Genomic DNA, 17,677 nt, shown 5'->3' with positions numbered 1-17,677 from the left:
ACGCGTCCGGAAAGCCCAATGATCGGAACCCGAAAGTGGGTACTGCCGTACGGGGAAAACGCGTTGGAGTGTGGTGACCTGCGGCTGACGTCGTTCCGGCGGTTGACGCGTGGATGGCCGACGTGCCCGCTGAGCGGGTGGTGGCGCGTGAGCCCGGTCCGGCGGACGCGTGCCACTGCCGAGGCTGTTCGCGGGGTGCGAGGACCGGTTCGTGGCGGCGACGGGACTGCCGTCGGGGCCGGGGGACGCGTAGCGCCTGTTGCACTCACTGCCGGAGGGCGCGAGCCCCGACGACGAGGTGCTCCTGGTGCTGGAGCGGGACGGCGTGGTCGCAGGCCTGGTGGACGCCGTACGGGTCCGTCCCGAGCCGCACGCGGAGGCGGTGGCCTGCTCCTGCCGCGCCGTGGGCACGGGGCCGTGGCCTCGGCCGAGCGCCGGTCCTGGTCCGGCGTGCCGCCCTGCTGCCGGCCGTTGCGATGCGCGGCCGATCCCCCCGCGCGGCCGAAGCGGCGCGGGGCTGGTACGGCGTGCGGCCGGTTCCGGCACGTGGCCGAACCGACCGGGCGGCCGGTCCGACGTGTGAGCGTCGGGACCGGCCGTGGGGTGTGCTCCCGGGCCGGTCCGACGTGTGGGCGGGAACCCGGCCGTGGGGTGTGCTCCCGGGCCTACTCGCCCCGTACCCGCAACGCCCGGGCCAGGTCGTCCAGTTCGTCGACCAGCTTGCGGCGGAGGGCGACGACCGGGTCGGCCTCGTGCAGGCAGGCCTCGCCGAGGGCGAGAGTCTCCGCGTCGACGGCGTGGTGCGGGAAGGCCCAGCGGCCGGCGGCGACGGCGATGGCGGGGCCGCGGCGGGCGGCGAGGGCGACCGCGTCCTCGAAGTAGCGCGGCACGTACTCGCGTACGAGGTCGGCCTGTTCGGGCTGCCAGAAGCCCCGTGCGGTGGCCGTGAACAGGTAGTTGGAGAGGTCGTCCGTGACGAACATCGCCTCCCAGGCCGCGCGCTTGGCCTCGGGGTCGGGCAGGGCGGCGCGGCAGGTGGCGGCGCCCTCCCGGCCGGTGGCGGACGGGTCGCGCTCCAGCTCGGCGGCGATCGCGGCCTCGTCGGTCGCGCCGAGCACGGCGAGCCGGACGAGGATGCGCCAGCGCAGCTCGGGGTCGAGTTCCGGCCCGCCGGGCACCGTGCCGTCGGCGAGCCAGGCGGCGATGGTGTCGGGGTGGGCGGCGACGTCGATGAAGTGCCGTGCGGCGACCAGGCGCAGGCCGGGGTTGTCGCCGTCCTCGGTGCGGCGCAGCAGGTCGCGGCAGAGGGAGCTGAGGGTGGCGAGGGCGGCCGGGCGGTCCTCGGGGCGCAGGAAGCGGTCGGCGACGTGGGTGGAGGCGAACGCTAGGACACCCTGGACGAGGGCCAGGTCGGTCTCCAGCGGGAGGTGGGCGCGGGCCGTCTCCAAGTAGGCCTGGGCCGGGAGTTCGCCGTCGCGGACGGCGTCCCGAAGGGCGTTCCACACCACCGCGCGGGTGAGCGGGTCGGGCAGCCCCGACAGGTCCGTGCGGACCACCTCGAAGGAGTCGGCGTCGAAACGGACCTTGGCGTAGGTCAGGTCACCGTCGTTGAGCAGGAGCAGCGCGGGGCGCTTGCCGATGGGCTGCGGGGCGGTCTGCGGGACGTCGAGGCCGATGCGCTCGCGCAGGGTGAGACGGCCCTCGTCGCCGAGGTCACGGTCGTAGAGGCCGACGGTGACGCGGTGCGGGCGGCTGCCCGCGTGGTCGACGGTCAGGGCGCAGGTGCCGTCGACGGACTCGATCGCCGGGGTGAGCGTGTCGACACCGGTGGTGCGCAGCCAGGCGTCGGCCCAGGCGTGCACGTCGCGCTCGGTGGCCGCGGCGAGGGAGTCGATGAAGTCGGCGAGGGTGGCGTTGGCGAACCGGTGCCGCTTGAAGTGGATGTTGATGCCGGCGAGGAAGTCCTTCTCACCGAGCCAGGCCACCAGCTGGCGCAGCGCGGAGGCGCCCTTGGCGTAGGAGATGCCGTCGAAGTTGAGCAGGGCGGCGGCGGTGTCGTCGACCGCCTCGGGCGCGACCGGGTGGGTGGAGGGGCGCTGGTCGGCGTCGTAGCCCCAGGCCTTGCGGGCGACCCCGAAGTCGGTCCAGGTGTCGGTGAAGCGGGTGGCCTCGGCGGTGGTCTGGTAGCCCATGTACTCGGCGAAGGACTCGTTCAGCCAGATGTCGTCCCACCACTTGAGGGTCACGAGGTCGCCGAACCACATGTGGGCCATCTCGTGGGCGATGACCATGGCGCGGGTCTGCCGCTCGGTGTCGGTGACGGCCGAGCGGAAGACGAACTCGTCGCGGAAGGTGACCAGTCCGGGGTTCTCCATGGCGCCGGCGTTGAACTCGGGGACGAACGCCTGGTCGTAGGAGTCGAAGGGGTAGGGCTCCTCGAACTTCTCGTGGTAGCGGTCGAAGCACGCGCGCGTGACCTCGAAGATCTCCTCGGCGTCGGCCTCGAGGTGGGGCGCGAGGGAGCGGCGGCAGTGGATGCCGAAGGGCAGGCCGCGGTGCTCGGTGCGCACGGAGTGCCACGGGCCGGCGGCGACGGCGACGAGGTAGGTGGAGATCGGCGGGGTCGGGGCGGCCCGCCAGCGGCCCTCGCCGAGGTGCTCGGTGATGCCGTTGGCGAGGACGTTCCAGCCGTCGGGCGCGGTGACGGTGAGCTCGAAGACGGCCTTCAGGTCGGGCTGGTCGAAGGCGGCGAAGACTCCCTGGACGTCGTCCAGGAACAGCTGGGTGTAGACGTACGTCTCGCCGTCGGTGGGGTCGGTGAAGCGGTGCATGCCCTCGCCGGTGCGGGAGTAGCGCATGACCGCGTCGACCCGCAGCTCGTGCTCGCCGGCGGTGAGGTTCTTCAGCGGCAGCCGTTCGTCCTGGAAGGACTCCGGGTCGAGGGGTTGTCCGTCCAGCGTGACGGCGCGCAGCTCGGCGGGCTTCAGCTCGACGAACGTGTCCCCGTCGGTCCGCGCGCTGAACCTGATCACGGTGCGGGAGTCGAAGGTCTCGTCCCCCGTGGTGAGGTCGAGCTCGATCGAGTAGCGGTGGACGTCGAGGAACTGTGCTCGGAGCTGCGCTTCGTCGCGCGTGATGACGGACATGCACGCCATGCTGCCTGATGCCGCCGACAGCGCACAGGGGTGGATCGTTACACGACATATGTCCGGTCCCGCACCCCCTGCCCGGTGTGCCCGGTGGCGGTGATCAGGCGGGCTGCCCGTTCGCGGTGTCCTCGGCGATGGACTCGTGGTGCCGGATCACCTCGGCGATGATGAAGTTCAGGAACTTCTCCGCGAACGCCGGGTCGAGCTTGGCGTTCTCGGCGAGGCTGCGCAGCCGCTCGATCTGCCGGGCCTCGCGGGCCGGGTCGGCGGGCGGCAGCTGGTGCACCGCCTTGAGCCGGCCGACCTGCTGGGTGCACTTGAAGCGCTCGGCGAGCATGTGGACGACGGCCGCGTCGATGTTGTCGATGCTCTGGCGCAGCCGCTCCAGTTCCTGGCGGACCGCGGGGTCGACGTCACCGCTACCGGTGTTCCTGATGGTCATGGGCGTCAACCCTAAGGGGCGGGGCACCTCCCGTTCACCGGCTGATCAGCATGCGATCAGCCGCCGACCGTCGGAGGATCGTCCGGATCCGGGATCCGGTCGCTCCAGCCGCCGGGAACGCTGCGGCCCTGCTGGGCGCGGAAGCGGACGGGGGCGAGGCCGACCCGGCGGGAGAACAGGCGCGAGAAGTAGGCGGGGTCGTCGTAGCCGACACGGCGGGCGACGGCGGCGACGGGCAGCTCGGTGGCGGCGAGGAGTTCCTTGGCGCGGCCCAGGCGGATGCCGAGGAGGTAGTCCTTGGGGCTGCATCCGGCGGCGCGGCGTACGGCATGGCGCAGTTCGGCGGGGGTCATGCCGTGCCGGGCGGCGTGGTCGGCGACGCTCATCGGCCGGCAGGCGTCCCGGGCCAGGGCCTGCAGCACCTGGTCGCCGTCGGGGGCGAGGTCGGCGCGGGCGCGGCGCAGGGCGACGAGGAGTTCGTGGACGGCGGCGCCGGTCTCGACCTCCAGCAGGGGGTTGCCGCGGCGGGCAGCGCGGGCGATGCGGGCGACGACCGCGCGGGGGCCGGTGGCGTCCGAGAGCGGGACGACGGGCCGCTCGGGCTCGATGTAGCCGAGTTCGGTGTAGGTCGAGGTGGCGGGCCCGGCGAAGTCGACGAAGCCCTCGTCCCAGCCGGTGTCCGGGTCGGGCCCGTAGTGGTGCGGCACTCCGGGAGTGAGCCAGAGCAGCGCGGGCGCGGTGACGGCGGTGCGGCGGCCGTCGGCGCCCTGGTACCAGCCGCCGCCCGTGCTGACCACGACGGCCACGTGGTGGTCGAGGGTGCGGGGGCCGACCGTGGGCAGCGTGCCGTGCTGGAGGCCGACGCCGAGGCAGACCAGGCCGAGGCGGTGGTGGGCGGGGCCGGGGCTGAAGAACCGCATCCAGGTCTGGTACATCGGCGCTCCTCCCGGCGTCGGCGACGGCGGACTTTTGTCCAAGCAGCGCCGATCTTCGTCCATGGCGTCGATCACCGCCAGGGCCGAGGCTTGGGTGCATGAGCGAGTTCACGGTGGGGGAATCCGACTTCCTGCTGGACGGCCGGCCGGTACGGCTGCTGTCCGGGGCGCTGCACTACTTCAGGGTGCACGAGGCGCACTGGCGGCACCGGCTGGAGATGCTGCGGGCGATGGGCCTCAACTGCGTGGAGACGTACGTCCCGTGGAACCTGCACCAGCCGGGCCCGGGCCGCTTCCGGGACGTGCGGGCGGTCGGCCGGTTCCTGGACGCCGTCCGCGAGGCCGGCCTGTGGGCGATCGTGCGGCCGGGTCCGTACATCTGCGCCGAGTGGGAGAACGGCGGGCTGCCCCACTGGGTGACGGGCGAGCCGGGCACACACACGCGTACCCGTGACGAGCGCTTCCTGTTCCACGTGCGGAACTGGTTCCACCACCTGCTGCACGAGATCGTGCCCCGGCAGACCGACCGGGGCGGCCCGGTGATCATGGTGCAGGTCGAGAACGAGTACGGCAGCTACGGCTCGGACGCGGACTACCTGGAACAGCTCGCGGAGCTGCTGCGGGTCAAGGGCGTCACGGTGCCGCTGTTCACCTCGGACGGCCCCGAGGACCACATGCTCACCGGCGGCTCGCTGCCCGGTGTGCTCGCCACGGTGAACTTCGGCTCCCACGCGCGCGCGGCCTTCGAGACGCTGCGCCGCCACCGCACCGTGGGCCCGCTGCTGTGCATGGAGTTCTGGTGCGGCTGGTTCGACCACTGGGGCGGCGAACACGTCGTACGGGAGCCCGGGGAGGCCGCCGAGGCCCTGCGGGAGATCCTGGAGTGCGGCGCCTCGGTGAACCTGTACATGGCGCACGGCGGCACGAGTTTCGGGGGCTGGGCGGGCGCCAACCGGGGCGGCGGCGATCTGCACGAGGGCCCGCTGGAGCCGGACGTGACCTCGTACGACTACGACGCACCCGTCGACGAGTACGGGCGGGCCACGGAGAAGTTCTGGCGCTTCCGCGAGGTGCTGGCCGAGTACCACCCCGACCCGCTGCCCGAACTTCCGCCCCCGCCCGCTCGGTTGGTTTCTCCGACGGAGGTGGCGCTCACCGGGTGGGCACCCATGGGTGACGTGCTGGAGGCGCTCGGCGGCGAGGAGACCGTCACCCCCGTACCGCCGTCCTTCGAGGAGCTGGGCGTCGCCCGCGGCCTGGTGCGCTACGAGGTGAGCGTGCCGGGACCGCGGCAGCCGTACCCGCTGACGGTGCGCGGGCTCAGGGATCTCGCGGTGGTGTACGTCGACGGCGAGCGGGCCGGGGTGCTCACCGAGGAGGAGGCCCGGCTGAAGGAGCCCGTCGCGGGCCCCGCGCGCGTGGAGCTGTGGGTGGAGTCCCTGGGGAGGGTGAACTACGGGCCGCGCTCCGGCGAGGCGAAGGGCATCACCGGGGGTGTCCTGCACGAGCGGCAGTATCTGCACGGGGTACGCGCGCGCGGGCTCGATCTGGACGCCTTCGACGCCGGCCTGGAGGCGGTGCCCTTCGGCGCGGTGTCCGGGGACGGCGCCCCGGGGCTGTACCGAGGTGCCTTCACGGTCCGCGGGGCCGGGGACGCCCGGCTCGAACTGCCCGGCTGGACTCGGGGGTTCGTCTGGGTCAACGGTTTCGGCCTGGGCCGCTACTGGTCCGTGGGACCACAGCGGTCCCTGTACGTCCCCGGGCCGGTGCTGCGGGAGGGCGAGAACGAGGTGTGGGTGCTGGAGCTGCAGGAGGCGGGGCCGGGTCCGTGCGCACCGAGGCTGCTGCCGGTCTGAGCGCCTGGTCCGGCGGCCGTGGCTCCTTCGAGGGCGGTCAGGCCGCCCACCGGCGAAATCCGCTCGCACCCGCCTAGAGTGGATGGCAGTTCTGGGCGTCTTAGGGGGTCGGACGTGGCGAACGGCGGACCGGTCGAGCACGGCTACCCGCATCTGGAGACGGTGCGGGCCGCGATCACCGCGCTGTACAAGCGGCTGTCGTACGACACCGTGCAGACCTTCTCGGCCAGTGTGGCCCCGGCCGACGTGGCCTTCAGCGACGCGGACGACCTGCATCTGGGTGCGCAGCGCGTGGCCCGCGAGATCGTGCGGCACTTCCGGCTGCCCGATGCCCGGCTGATCGTCGGTTTCCGGGAGATGAGCCACGCGGCCAACGTCGAACTGGCGGCGGGCCCCGAGTACTTCGTCGAGCTGAACGACCGCTTCCGCACCCACCGCAGGGACATCGGCGCGGCCCTCGCCCACGAGGTGACCCACGTCTACCTGCACCGTCTCGACCTCGCCTTCCCCACCACGGCGGAGAACGAGATCCTCACGGACACGGCGACGACCTACCTGGGCGCGGGGTGGCTGCTGCTGGACGCCTACCGCGAGGACGGCGCCTCCTCCCAGAAGCTCGGCTATCTCACCCCCGAGGAGTTCGGTTACGTCCTCGCCAAACGGGCCCGGCTCTTCGGCGAGGACCCCTCCGTGTGGTTCACCAGCCCGCAGGCCTACACGGCCTACGTCAAGGGCGTGGAGCGGGCCCGACGGGACGAGCAGCAGCCACCGCTGACGGGGGCCGGCTGGGCGGGCCGCCGCCGCTACGCCCACGACCGGCGCCACGGCGTCCCGCCCGGAGCGCCGTACACCTTCAGCCCCGACCCCGCCGGCCACCTCCACGTCTCCTTCCCCTGCCCCACCTGCCACCAGCGCATCAGAGTGCCGGTCCGGGGGCGGGTACGGGCGCGGTGCGGATTGTGCAAGACGGTTCTGGAGTGCGACACCTAGGTCTGCGGAACCTCGCTGGGGCTCCGTCCCCAGCCCCCGGTCGGACCTGTCCTTCTCGACCGCCGAGTCGGGTGACGGGTGGGCACAGGCGGGGATCCAGGGGGCGGAGCCCCCTGGCGGGCCCATTCGGCTCCGAGTACTCGGCGGCCCCTACCCCTGGGCCCCGTACACCGCCCCCGGCGGCTCCGCCTCCGCCAACAGCTTCAGCGCCGCCTCCCCCGCCTCGGCCGGAGTCCAGCGCGCCCCCTTGTTCATGCCGGGCCCGGGGCGCCAGCCCTCCATGACCGTGATCCGGCCGCCCTCCGCCTCGAACACCCGGCCGCTCACCCCGGCGCACGCGGCGGAGCCGAGCCAGACGACCAGCGGGGAGACGTTCTCGGGGGCCATGGCGTCGAAGCCGGCGGCCGGAGCCGCCATGGTCGCGGCGAAGGTGCGCTCCGTCATGCGGGTGCGGGCCGCCGGGGCGATGGCGTTGACCTGGACGCCGTAGCGGGCGAGTTCGGCCGCCGCGACGAGGGTCAGGCCGATGATCCCGGCCTTGGCGGCGCTGTAGTTCCCCTGCCCGACCGAACCCAGCAGGCCCGCCCCACTGCTGGTGTTGACGATCCGGGCGACCGGCGTGCGGCCTGCCTTGGCCTCGGCCCGCCAGTGCGCGGCGGCGTGTTTGAGGGGGAGGAAGTGACCCTTGAGGTGGACGCGGATCACGGCGTCCCAGTCGTCCTCGTCGAGGTTGACGAGCATGCGGTCGCGCAGGAAACCGGCGTTGTTGACGAGGGTGTCGAGACGGCCGTACGTGTCGAGGGCGGTCCGGATCAGGGAGGCGGCGCCCTCGCCGGTCGCGATGTCGCCGCCGTGCGTGATCGCCTCGCCGCCCGCCTCCCGGATCTCGGCGACGACGGCCGCCGCCGGGCTGTCCGGTCCGGGCACTCCGTCCGGCCCGACGCCCAGGTCGTTGACGACGACCCGGGCGCCCTCGGCGGCGAAGGCGAGGGCGTGGGCGCGGCCCAGCCCCCGTCCGGCCCCGGTGACGACGACGACTCGTCCTGCGCAGATTCCGGTCATGCCAGGCCTCCTTGGGCCTTCTTGTCGGCGGTCGCGGCGTCCAGGAAGGCGGGCCGCTCCCCGCCGCCGTGCACCAGCAGACTCGCCCCGCTGATGTAGGCGGCCGCGTCGGAGGCGAGGAAGACGGCGGCCGCGCCGACGTCCGAGGGGGTGGCCAGCCGGCCGAGCGGGACGGTGCGGCAGACCGCGGCGAGGCCGTCCGGACCGCCGTAGTGCAGATGGGACAGTTCGGTGCGGACCATGCCGACGACCAGCGTGTTGACGCGGACCTCCGGCGCCCATTCCACGGCCATCGACGCGGCCAGGTTCGCCAGGCCCGCCTTGGCCGCACCGTAGGCCGCCGAGCCGGGCGAGGGCCGGCCGCCGCTCACGCTGCCGACCATGACGACCGAACCTCGGGTGCGCCGGAGCCGGTCGTAGGCGGCGAGGGAGGCGGTCAGCGGGGTGACGAGGTTCAGCTCGATGACCCGGGCATGCCGCTCGGCGTCCGCGTCGGCCAGCCGCCGGTACGAGGTGCCGCCCGCGTTGTTGACGAGGACGTCGAGCCGGGGCAGCGCGGCGAAGAAGGCGCGGACGGCGGGCGGGTCGCGCAGGTCGAGGGGTGCGAACTCCACTCCGTCGAGGGGCTGTTCGGGGGGACGCCGGGCGCAGGCCAGTACCTGGGCGCCGGCCTGGGCGAAGGCCCGCGCGATGCCCGCCCCGACGCCCCGGGTGCCGCCGGTGACGACGACGGTCCTGCCGCGCAGCGAGTTGTCCACAGGCCCTGCCGCGGAGTTTTCCACAGGCTCTCCCGCTCGTCTTCGCCGACTGCTAGCTTCGAAGCCTCACACCTAACAAATGTTTGGTGGAAAGGCGTTGAGTGCGAAGGTAGCTGATGCGTCCATGGGTGTCTCCATGTCGGTCCCGGAAAAGGGGATTTCCGTAGTCACCGTCGACTTCCCGCCGGTGAACGCGCTGCCGGTGCGCGGCTGGTTCGCCCTGGCCGAGGCCGTGCGCGCGGCGGGCCGTGACCCGGAGGTGCGGTGCGTGGTGCTGGCCGCCGAGGGGCGCGGTTTCAACGCGGGCGTGGACATCAAGGAGATACAGGCGGCGGGCCAGGAGGCGCTGATCGGTGCCAACCAGGGCTGCGCGGAGGCCTTCGCGGCGGTGTACGAGTGCGAGACACCCGTGATAGCGGCGGTGCACGGGTTCTGTCTGGGCGGCGGGATAGGCCTGGCGGGGAACGCGGACGCGATCGTGGCGAGCGACGACGCCTCCTTCGGGCTGCCGGAGCTGGACCGGGGCGCGCTGGGTGCCGCCACACATCTGGCCCGGCTGGTCCCGCAGCACCTGATGCGCGCGCTCTACTACACCTCGCGCACGGCGAGCGCCGCCGAGCTGCACGCGCACGGCTCGGTGTGGCGGGTGGTGCCCCGGGCGCAGCTGCGGGCGGCTGCGCTGGAGCTGGCCCGCGAGATCGCCGCCAAGGACGGACGGCTGCTGCGCATGGCCAAGGCCGCCATCAACGGGATCGATCCCGTCGACGTGCGCCGCAGTTACCGCTTCGAACAGGGCTTCACGTTCGAGGCCAACCTCAGCGGACTGGCCGACCGGGTCCGTGACACGTTCGGGAAGGAGGGTGCGTAGGTGGGCGACAAGACGATGACCGCCGACGAGGTGGTCTCCCGGCTGTCCAGCGGGATGACCCTGGGCATCGGCGGCTGGGGTTCACGGCGCAAACCGATGGCGTTGGTCAGGGCCCTGCTGAGAGCCGGGATCGGGGACCTCACGGTCATCTCGTACGGCGGCCCGGACATCGGCATGCTGGCCGCGGCCGGCCGGATCCGCACACTGGTCACCGCCTTCGTCACGCTCGACTCCATCCCGCTCGAACCGCACTACCGGGCGGCCCGAGAGCGCGGGGACTTCGAGCTGACGGAGGTCGACGAGGGGATGTTCATGTGGGGGCTGCACGCGGCCGCCCACCGGCTGCCCTTCCTGCCGGTGCGGGCGGGCCTCGGCTCGGACGTCATGCGGGTCAACCCGCATCTGAGGACGGTCACTTCGCCCTACGCGGACGGGGAGACGTTCGTGGCCATGCCGGCCCTGCGGATGGACGCGGCCCTGGTGCACGTCAACCGCGCCGACCGGCTGGGCAACGGGCAGTACCTGGGCCCGGACCCGTACTTCGACGACCTGTTCTGCGAGGCGGCGGACGAGGCCTACGTCTCCTGCGAACGGATCGTCGACACGGCCGAGTTGACGAAGGAGGCGGCCCCGCAGTCGCTGCTTCTCAAGCGGCTCGCCGTGACGGGTGTGGTCGAGGCACCGAACGGCGCACACTTCACCTCCTGCGCGCCGGACTACGGCCGGGACGAGGAGTACCAGCGGGAGTACGCGTCCACGCCGTGGCCGGAGTTCGCCGAGCGGTTCCTGTCCGGGGACGAGGAGGCGTACCGGTCGGCGGTGCGGGAGTGGCGGAAGGAGCGGGAAGGATGAAGGTCACCCGCACCCCTCTTCCCCCGCCCACGCGGGCCGAGTACTGCGTGATCGCCTGCGCCGAGGCCTGGCGGGACGGCGGGGAGATCCTGGCCAGTCCGATGGGCCTGATCCCGTCGCTGGGCGCGCGGCTGGCCCGGCTCACCTTCGCGCCCGACCTGCTGCTCACCGACGGGGAGGCGCTGCTGGTCCGCCCGGACGGCACGACCGAGGGCTGGCTGCCCTACCGGCAGCATCTGGCGCTGGTGGCCGGCGGACGCCGGCACGTGATGATGGGCGCGAGCCAGATCGACCGGTACGGCAACCAGAACATCTCCTGCATCGGCGACTGGACCAGGCCCCGGCGGCAGCTGCTCGGGGTGCGCGGAGCCCCGCTGAACACGCTGAACAACCCGACGAGTTACTGGATCCCGAGACACTCCGGGCGGGTGTTCGTGGAGCGGGCGGACATGGTGTGCGGGGTGGGGTACGACCGGGCGGCGGAGCTGGGGAGCACGGCCCGCTTCCACCGCATCCCCCGGGTCGTCTCCGACCTCGGCGTCTTCGACTTCGCCACTCCCGACCACTCCATGCGGCTGGCCTCGCTGCATCCAGGGGTGAGCGTGGACCAGGTGCGGAAGGCGACGGGCTTCGCGCTCGCCGTGCCCGACGAGGTGCCGTACACCCGGGACCCCGGCGAGGAGGAGCTGCGGCTGATCCGCGAGGTCCTGGATCCGGCGGGGGCCCGCGCGCGTGAGGTGCCCGAGGGAGCGAAGGGGTGATGGAGACCGCGCTGACCCGGCTGGTCGGGGTCCGGCATCCGATCGTGCAGACCGGGATGGGCTGGGTGGCCGGTCCCCGGCTGGTCTCGGCGGCGGCGAACGCGGGGGCACTCGGCATCCTGGCCTCCGCGACGATGACCGTCGACCAGCTGCGGGCGGCGATACGGGAGGTCCGGTCGCGGACCCGGGCGCCGTTCGGGGTGAACCTGCGGGCGGACGCGGCCGATGCGGCCGACCGGGTGCAGATCATGCTGGACGAGCACGTCCGGGTGGCCTCCTTCGCCCTGGCCCCCTCCCCCGAGCTGATCACCCGGCTCAAGAAGGCCGGTGTGGTGGTCGTCCCGTCCGTCGGGGCGCGGCGGCACGCCGAGAAGGTGGCCGCGTGGGGTGCGGACGCGGTGATCGTGCAGGGCGGCGAGGGCGGCGGGCACACCGGCGAGGTGGCGACGACCGTGCTGCTGCCGCAGGTGGTGGACGCGGTGCGGATACCGGTCGTGGCGGCGGGCGGCTTCTTCGACGGGCGGGGCCTGGTCGCGGCGCTGGCCTACGGAGCGGCCGGGGTGGCCATGGGCACGCGGTTCCTGCTCACCTCCGACTCGACGGTGCCGGACGCGGTGAAGGCCCGGTATCTGGCGGCGACGGTCCGGGACGTGACGGTCACCCGGGCGGTGGACGGGCTGCCGCACCGGATGCTGCGCACGGACCTGGTCGACGCGCTGGAGCGGTCCGGCCGCATACGGGCCCTCGCCCACGCGGTACGACGGGCCTCGGGCTTCCGGCGGCTGTCGGGGCTCACCTGGCGGCGGCTGGTCCAAGACGGCCTGGCCCTCAGGCACGGCAAGGAGTTGTCCTGGAGTCAGGTGCTGCTGGCCGCGAACACGCCGATGCTGCTGAAGTCGGCGATGGTGGACGGCCGTACGGACCTCGGGGTGATGGCCTCCGGGCAGGTCGCCGGAGTGATCGACGACCTGCCGTCGTGCGCGGAGCTGGTGGAGCGGATCGTGAAGGAGGCGGAGGAGGTGCTGGCGGGGCTGGAGGGACTCAGAGGCGTTCGATGATCGTCACGTTCGCCCGGCCGCCGCCCTCGCACATGGGCGCCATCCCCGACGGCCCCCTCGCTCTGCTCGGCCCCAGGGGGCCTCCCAGGCTTCGGGAGCCTGCGCCGGACTCCGTCCGCCGAGGTGGGTGGCCGGCCTCTTCGCCGCTCTGCTCACACGCGTTCGATGATCGTCACATTGGCCTGCCCGCCGCCCTCGCACATGGTCTGGAGGCCGAACCGGCCGCCGGTGCGCTCCAGTTCGTGCAGCAGGGTCGTCATCAGCCGGACGCCGGTGGCGCCGAGCGGGTGGCCGAGAGCGATGGCGCCGCCGTTGACGTTGACCTTCTCCGGGTCGGCGCCGGTCTCCTTGAGCCAGGCGAGCACGACGGGGGCGAAGGCCTCGTTGATCTCCACGAGGTCGATGGCTTCGATGGTCAGGCCGGTCTTCTTCAGGGCGTGGGCGGTGGCCGGGATGGGCGCGGAGAGCATGCGGATGGGGTCCTCGCCGCGCACGGAGAGGTGGTGGACGCGGGCCCGCGGGCGCAGCCCGTGTTCCCCTACCGCCCGCTCGGAGGCGAGCAGCATGGCCGCGGCTCCGTCGGAGACCTGGGAGGAGCAGGCCGCGGTAATGGTGCCGCCGTCGAGGACGGGCTCGAGCGTGGCCATCTTGTCCAGGGAGGTGTCCCGGCGCGGGCCCTCGTCGACGGTGACCTCGCCGTAGGGGACGCTCTCGCGCTCGAAGCGGCCGGTGTCGATGGCCCGGACCGCCCGTCGGTGCGAGCGCAGGGCGAACTCCTCCTGGTCCGCGCGGCTGATGCCCCACTTGGCGGCGATCATCTCGGCGCCGGCGAACTGGTTGACGGGCTGGTCGCCGTAGCGGGCGCGCCAGCCGGTGCTGCCGAGGAAGGGTCCGTCGGTCAGGCCGAGGGGGTCGGCGGCCTGCCGGGAGGCGAAGGCGATGGGGATCTGGGACATGTTCTGCACCCCGCCCGCGACGACCAGGTCCTGGGTGCCGGAGAGCACGGCCTGCGCGGCGAAGTGCACGGCCTGCTGGGAGGAGCCGCACTGCCGGTCGACGGTGACGCCCGGCACCTCCTCGGGCAGCCCTGCGGCCAGCCAGCAGGTGCGGGCGATGTCCCCGGCCTGCGGTCCGACCGCGTCCAGGCAGCCGAAGACGACGTCCTCCACGGCGGCCGGGTCAATCCCGGCCCGTTCCACGAGCGCCTTCAGCACATGGGCGCCCAGGTCGGCCGGGTGGACCCCGCTGAGCCCTCCCCTACGCCGCCCGACGGGCGTGCGGACCGCTTCGACTATGTAGGCCTCGGCCATGGCGACTCCCTCACAGGAAAGGGGTGTTGAGCGTGATGTCATTCGCGTACGGCGATCCCGTCCAGCACCATCGACAGGTACTGGCGGGCGATCTCCTCCGGGCTGTGCTGTCCGCCGGGCCGGTACCAGGACGCGGCGACCCACACCGTGTCCCGGACGAACCGGTAGGTGAGCCGGACGTCCAGGTCGGCGCGGAAGACGCGCTCGGCGACTCCGCGTTCCAGCGTGGACAGCCATGCCTTCTCGAACCGGCGCTGCGAGTCGGCGAGGAAGGCGAAGCGGTCCTGCGCGACGAGCTGCTTGCTCTCCTTCTGGTAGATGGCGACGGCGGCGCGGTGCCGGTCGATCTCCCGGAAGGACTCGGTGACCAGGGCCTCCAGGGTCTCGCGGGGCCCGAGCCCGGAGGCCAGGACGGTGTCGTAGCCGTCCCACAGCTCGTCCAGGAAGGTCCGCAGGATCTCCTCCAGCATCGACTCCTTGGAGTCGAAGTGGTAGTAGAGGCTGCCCGCGAGCATCCCCGCGTGGTCGGCGATGGTGCGGACGGTGGTGGCGTTGTAGCCCTGCTCGGCGAAGACCTCGGCGGCGGTGCCGAGGAGTTCGTGGCGGCGCGCCCGGGCGGCGGCGGCCGTGGGCTTCTTCGGGGCGGTCACCTGGGGCTTCTTCTTGGTCGGCACGAACCCATTGTGGTCTGCCGTTCGTCAGGGATGCTGACTGCTGACGGCGACGACCTCGCCGGTCAGGTACGAGGAGTAGCCGGAGGCCAGGAACACGATCACGTTGGCCACCTCCCAGGGCTCGGCGTACCGCCCGAAGGCCTCCCGTGCGGTCAGTTCCCGGAGCAGTTCGGCGGAGGTGACCTTCACCAGGTGGGGATGCATGGCGAGGCTGGGCGCCACCGCGTTGACCCGCACCCCGTAGGCGGCCGCCTCGATCGCCGCGCACCGGGTCAGCGCCATCACGCCGGCCTTGGCGGCGGCGTAGTGGGCCTGGCCGGCCTGGGCGCGCCAGCCGACGACGGAGGCGTTGTTGACGATCACCCCGCCGCCGGTGTCCCGCATGGCGCGCAGGGCTGCCCGGGTGCAGCGGAAGGTGCCGTTCAGCGTGACGTCGAGGACGCGGGACCACTGCTCGTCGGTCATGTCGACGAGGTCCGAGGTGCCGCCCAGCCCCGCGTTGTTGACCACGATGTCGAGTTTTCCGTGCTCCCGTACGGCCGCCTCGAAGAGCGCGCCCACCTGGGTCTCGTCGGTGACGTCGCAGGGCACCGCGGCCACCGCGCCCGGGAACTCCCGGACGAGGCGGGCCTCGTGCTCCTTCAGGCGGCGCGTGTGCGCGTCGCTGATCAGCACCCGGGCGCCCTCCTCCAGGAAGCGGCGCGCGGTGGCCCCGCCGATCCCCGCGCCGGCCGCCGCGGTGACGACGGCGGTGCGCCCCTTCAGCAGTCCGTGCCCGGGCTCGTACACCGGACTCTCGACGCCTGTCATAGGGCCACGCTAACCTACCAAACACTTGTTAGGGAAGGACGGTGACCGCGACCGTGGACCTGACCCACGCTCCGGCCGACGAGGAGTTCCGCGCCGAGGCCCGCGCCTGGCTGGCGGCACACGTGCCCCGCACCCCGCTCCCCTCCCTGGAGACCGCGGAGGGCTTCGCGGCGCACCGCGCCTGGGAGGCCGAACTGGCCGCTGATGGCTGGTCGGTGGTGTCCTGGCCCGAGCAGTACGGCGGGCGGGGCGCGGGACTGATGCGCTGGCTGATCTTCGAGGAGGAGTACTGGGCGGCGGGCGCGCCGGGCCGGGTCGGCCAGAACGGCATCAGCCTGCTCGCGCCGACCCTGTTCGACCATGGCACGGAGGAGCAACGCGCGCGTGTGTTGCCGCCGATGGCCTCAGCCGAGGTGGTCTGGGCGCAGGCCTGGTCCGAGCCGGAGGCGGGCTCCGACCTGGCCTCGCTCACCTCCAGGGCGGTACGGACGGACGGCGGCTGGCTGCTGAGCGGCCAGAAGACCTGGTCCTCGCGGGCGGCCTTCGCCGACCGGGCCTTCGGCCTGTTCCGCAGTGACCCCGAGGCCCTGAAGCCGCACCAGGGGCTCACGTATCTGATGTTCGACCTGCGGGCCCCCGGCGTCACCGTCCGCCCGATCGGCCGCCTGGACGGGAAACCGGCCTTCGCGGAGCTGTTCCTGGACGAGGTGTTCGTGCCGGACGAGGACGTGATCGGCGAGCCCGGCCGTGGCTGGCGGATCGCGATGTCCACGGCGGGCAACGAACGCGGCCTCACCCTGCGCTCCCCCGGCCGCTTCCTCGCCTCCGCCGCCCGGCTGCTGGAGCTGTGGAGGGCACAGGGCCGCCCGGAGCAGGCGCGCGCCCGGGTGGCGGACGCCCTGATCGGCGCCCGCGCCTACCAGCTGTTCACCTACGCGGCCGCCGCCCGCTTCCTGGAGGGCGCCGCGCTCGGCCCGGAGTCCAGCATGAACAAGGTGTTCTGGTCCGAGTACGACCTGGCGCTGCACGAGACGGCGCTCGATCTCCTCGGCGAGGAGGGCGAGTCGGCGGAGACGGACTGGGCGGAGGGCTACGTCTTCTCGCTTGCCGGTCCCATCTACGCGGGGACCAACGAGATCCAGCGCGACATCGTCGCCGAGCGTCTGCTCGGCCTGCCGAAGGGACGCCGCTGATGCGCTTCCTCCTCGACACCGAGCAGCGCGCCTTCGCCGACTCGTTGCACGCCATGCTGACGGCGGCGGACACCCCGGCGGTGGTCCGGGACTGGAGCCGCGGCGACCATGCGGGCGGCCGTGCGCTGTGGCGTCGTGTCGCGGAGGCGGGGGTGTTCGGGCTCGCCGTGCCGGAGGAGTACGGGGGGCTGGGGCCGCATCCGGTGGAACTGGCCGTCGCCTTCGTGGAGCTGGGCAGGCACGTGGTGCCCGGGCCACTGGTGGAGACGGTCGCCGCGGCCGTACTGCTCGGTGCGGACGGCCCGGCGAAGCGGTTCCTGCCCGGGCTCGCGGCGGGCGAGATCATCGCCACCGTGGCGGCGCCCACCGGGTACGCCCTGGACGGCGACGTCGCCACCCTCCGCCTCGCCCGGGCCCCCGGGGGACTGCACCTGTCCCCGGGTTCCGGCCCGGTCCGTCCGTCCCTCGACGCCGCCCGCCGGCTGACCCCGCTGGCCCCCGGCGGCGAACTCCTGTGCCCCGACCCGCCGGACACCCACGCCCTCACCTGGGCGCGCCTGGCCACCGCCGCCCAGGCCCTCGGCGTGGGGCTCGCCCTGCTCGACCGGACGGTCGCCCACGTCCGGCAGCGCACACAGTTCGGTGTCCCCATCGGCTCGTTCCAGGCCGTCAAGCACCGCCTCGCCGACGCGAAGACAGCCCTGGAGTTCGCCCGGCCCCTGCTCTTCGGAGCGGCGGTGTCCCTGCGCCCCGCGGACGTCGCGGCCGCCAAGCTGAAGGCCTGCGAGGCGGCCTACGCCACCGCCCGCACGGCACTGCAGCTGCACGGCGCGATCGGGTACACGGCGGAGTACGACCTGTCCCTGTGGCTGACCAAGGCCCGCGCCCTGCGCACCGCGTGGGGCACGCCCGACGAGTGCAGGGACGCGGTGCTCGAGGACGCCGGCTGAGCGGTCGGG

The 17,677-nt window shown here is 73.1% G+C and carries 16 protein-coding genes; 8 read left to right on the top strand and 8 right to left on the bottom strand.

What is annotated here, in order from left to right; genetic code table 11:
* Window positions 1-665 precede the first annotated feature (665 nt).
* From pepN to ACIF83_RS21570, 3 genes are all read right to left on the bottom strand, one after another.
* On the bottom strand, window positions 666-3,146 hold the full coding sequence (gene pepN / locus ACIF83_RS21580; RefSeq protein ID WP_399729036.1) for an aminopeptidase N: 2,481 nt from the start codon (window positions 3,144-3,146) through the stop codon (window positions 666-668).
* 103 nt (window positions 3,147-3,249) lie between these two features.
* Entirely contained in the window at window positions 3,250-3,591 is a 342-nt protein-coding gene (locus tag ACIF83_RS21575) for a chorismate mutase (RefSeq protein ID WP_393466632.1), read from the bottom strand.
* A 56-nt stretch (window positions 3,592-3,647) separates the two neighbouring features.
* Complete coding sequence (locus ACIF83_RS21570; protein ID WP_399729033.1) at window positions 3,648-4,526, bottom strand: helix-turn-helix domain-containing protein; 879 nt, start codon at window positions 4,524-4,526, stop codon at window positions 3,648-3,650.
* Between the two features lie 98 nt (window positions 4,527-4,624).
* Here ACIF83_RS21570 and ACIF83_RS21565 point away from each other — a divergent pair, with 98 nt between their 5' ends.
* Together ACIF83_RS21565 and ACIF83_RS21560 are read left to right on the top strand one after the other, a co-directional pair.
* Window positions 4,625-6,382 (top strand): beta-galactosidase family protein, encoded by a 1,758-nt coding sequence (locus ACIF83_RS21565; RefSeq protein ID WP_399729030.1) that lies wholly within the window; start codon window positions 4,625-4,627, stop codon window positions 6,380-6,382.
* A 114-nt stretch (window positions 6,383-6,496) separates the two neighbouring features.
* Window positions 6,497-7,372 carry a hypothetical protein gene (locus tag ACIF83_RS21560; protein WP_398138545.1) on the top strand — a complete coding sequence of 292 codons (876 nt, stop codon included), beginning with the start codon at window positions 6,497-6,499 and terminating at the stop codon, window positions 7,370-7,372.
* 150 nt (window positions 7,373-7,522) lie between these two features.
* On the opposite strand, the gene ACIF83_RS21555 is transcribed toward ACIF83_RS21560, so the two are convergent.
* Window positions 7,523-8,434 (bottom strand): SDR family oxidoreductase, encoded by a 912-nt coding sequence (locus ACIF83_RS21555; RefSeq protein ID WP_398138544.1) that lies wholly within the window; start codon window positions 8,432-8,434, stop codon window positions 7,523-7,525.
* Window positions 8,431-9,216 carry an SDR family oxidoreductase gene (locus tag ACIF83_RS21550; RefSeq protein ID WP_399729025.1) on the bottom strand — a complete coding sequence of 262 codons (786 nt, stop codon included), beginning with the start codon at window positions 9,214-9,216 and terminating at the stop codon, window positions 8,431-8,433. The genes ACIF83_RS21555 and ACIF83_RS21550 overlap by 4 nt, the downstream gene beginning before the upstream one ends.
* Before the next feature lie 100 nt (window positions 9,217-9,316).
* On the opposite strand from ACIF83_RS21550, the gene ACIF83_RS21545 reads away from it, so the two are divergent.
* Genes ACIF83_RS21545 through ACIF83_RS21530 form a run of 4 tightly spaced genes read left to right on the top strand, consistent with a single transcriptional unit; the run spans window position 9,317 to window position 12,731 of the window.
* Window positions 9,317-10,060, top strand: a complete 744-nt coding sequence (locus ACIF83_RS21545) for an enoyl-CoA hydratase family protein (RefSeq protein WP_393466617.1) — start codon at window positions 9,317-9,319, stop codon at window positions 10,058-10,060.
* Window positions 10,061-10,912, top strand: a complete 852-nt coding sequence (locus ACIF83_RS21540) for a CoA transferase subunit A (protein WP_398138542.1) — start codon at window positions 10,061-10,063, stop codon at window positions 10,910-10,912. It begins immediately after the preceding gene.
* On the top strand, window positions 10,909-11,673 hold the full coding sequence (locus tag ACIF83_RS21535; RefSeq protein WP_399729021.1) for a CoA-transferase subunit beta: 765 nt from the start codon (window positions 10,909-10,911) through the stop codon (window positions 11,671-11,673). Before ACIF83_RS21540 ends, ACIF83_RS21535 begins: the two co-directional genes overlap by 4 nt.
* Window positions 11,673-12,731, top strand: coding sequence for an NAD(P)H-dependent flavin oxidoreductase (locus ACIF83_RS21530; RefSeq protein ID WP_399729018.1), 1,059 nt, complete (start codon window positions 11,673-11,675; stop codon window positions 12,729-12,731). The genes ACIF83_RS21535 and ACIF83_RS21530 overlap by 1 nt, the downstream gene beginning before the upstream one ends.
* Window positions 12,732-12,883: 152 nt before the next feature.
* Here the strand turns inward: ACIF83_RS21530 and ACIF83_RS21525 are convergent, their stop codons facing one another.
* From ACIF83_RS21525 to ACIF83_RS21515, 3 genes are read right to left on the bottom strand one after another with little or no spacing between them, the layout of a single operon-like run.
* Entirely contained in the window at window positions 12,884-14,041 is a 1,158-nt protein-coding gene (locus ACIF83_RS21525; RefSeq protein WP_399729015.1) for an acetyl-CoA C-acetyltransferase, read from the bottom strand.
* A 38-nt stretch (window positions 14,042-14,079) separates the two neighbouring features.
* A complete protein-coding gene (locus ACIF83_RS21520) occupies window positions 14,080-14,715 on the bottom strand; it encodes a TetR/AcrR family transcriptional regulator (RefSeq protein ID WP_399729012.1) in 636 nt (211 codons plus the stop codon).
* Between the two features lie 24 nt (window positions 14,716-14,739).
* Complete coding sequence (locus tag ACIF83_RS21515; protein ID WP_399729009.1) at window positions 14,740-15,525, bottom strand: SDR family oxidoreductase; 786 nt, start codon at window positions 15,523-15,525, stop codon at window positions 14,740-14,742.
* 53 nt (window positions 15,526-15,578) lie between these two features.
* On the opposite strand from ACIF83_RS21515, the gene ACIF83_RS21510 reads away from it, so the two are divergent.
* Window positions 15,579-16,718, top strand: coding sequence for an acyl-CoA dehydrogenase family protein (locus ACIF83_RS21510; protein WP_399729434.1), 1,140 nt, complete (start codon window positions 15,579-15,581; stop codon window positions 16,716-16,718).
* Window positions 16,718-17,668 (top strand): acyl-CoA dehydrogenase family protein, encoded by a 951-nt coding sequence (locus ACIF83_RS21505; RefSeq protein WP_393466598.1) that lies wholly within the window; start codon window positions 16,718-16,720, stop codon window positions 17,666-17,668. The genes ACIF83_RS21510 and ACIF83_RS21505 overlap by 1 nt, the downstream gene beginning before the upstream one ends.
* Window positions 17,669-17,677 lie beyond the last annotated feature (9 nt).

It is taken from the genome of Streptomyces sp. NPDC085866, from assembly GCF_044541035.1.
GTDB lineage: Bacteria > Actinomycetota > Actinomycetes > Streptomycetales > Streptomycetaceae > Streptomyces.
Note: the sequence above shows the minus strand (reverse complement) of the source record. Positions and strands in the feature narration are given on the sequence as shown.

Excerpts from the sequence above, each read along its gene's own strand:
- ACIF83_RS21570 (WP_399729033.1), bottom strand. The coding sequence starts at position 4,526 with ATGTACCAGACCTGGATGCGGTTCTTCAGCCCCGGCCCCGCCCACCAC.
- ACIF83_RS21525 (WP_399729015.1), bottom strand. The coding sequence starts at position 14,041 with ATGGCCGAGGCCTACATAGTCGAAGCGGTCCGCACGCCCGTCGGGCGG.
- pepN (WP_399729036.1), bottom strand. The coding sequence starts at position 3,146 with ATGTCCGTCATCACGCGCGACGAAGCGCAGCTCCGAGCACAGTTCCTC.
- ACIF83_RS21530 (WP_399729018.1), top strand. The coding sequence starts at position 11,673 with ATGGAGACCGCGCTGACCCGGCTGGTCGGGGTCCGGCATCCGATCGTG.
- ACIF83_RS21555 (WP_398138544.1), bottom strand. The coding sequence starts at position 8,434 with ATGACCGGAATCTGCGCAGGACGAGTCGTCGTCGTCACCGGGGCCGGA.
- ACIF83_RS21515 (WP_399729009.1), bottom strand. The coding sequence starts at position 15,525 with ATGACAGGCGTCGAGAGTCCGGTGTACGAGCCCGGGCACGGACTGCTG.
- ACIF83_RS21565 (WP_399729030.1), top strand. The coding sequence starts at position 4,625 with ATGAGCGAGTTCACGGTGGGGGAATCCGACTTCCTGCTGGACGGCCGG.
- ACIF83_RS21545 (WP_393466617.1), top strand. The coding sequence starts at position 9,317 with ATGGGTGTCTCCATGTCGGTCCCGGAAAAGGGGATTTCCGTAGTCACC.
- ACIF83_RS21505 (WP_393466598.1), top strand. The coding sequence starts at position 16,718 with ATGCGCTTCCTCCTCGACACCGAGCAGCGCGCCTTCGCCGACTCGTTG.
- ACIF83_RS21575 (WP_393466632.1), bottom strand. The coding sequence starts at position 3,591 with ATGACCATCAGGAACACCGGTAGCGGTGACGTCGACCCCGCGGTCCGC.
- ACIF83_RS21535 (WP_399729021.1), top strand. The coding sequence starts at position 10,909 with ATGAAGGTCACCCGCACCCCTCTTCCCCCGCCCACGCGGGCCGAGTAC.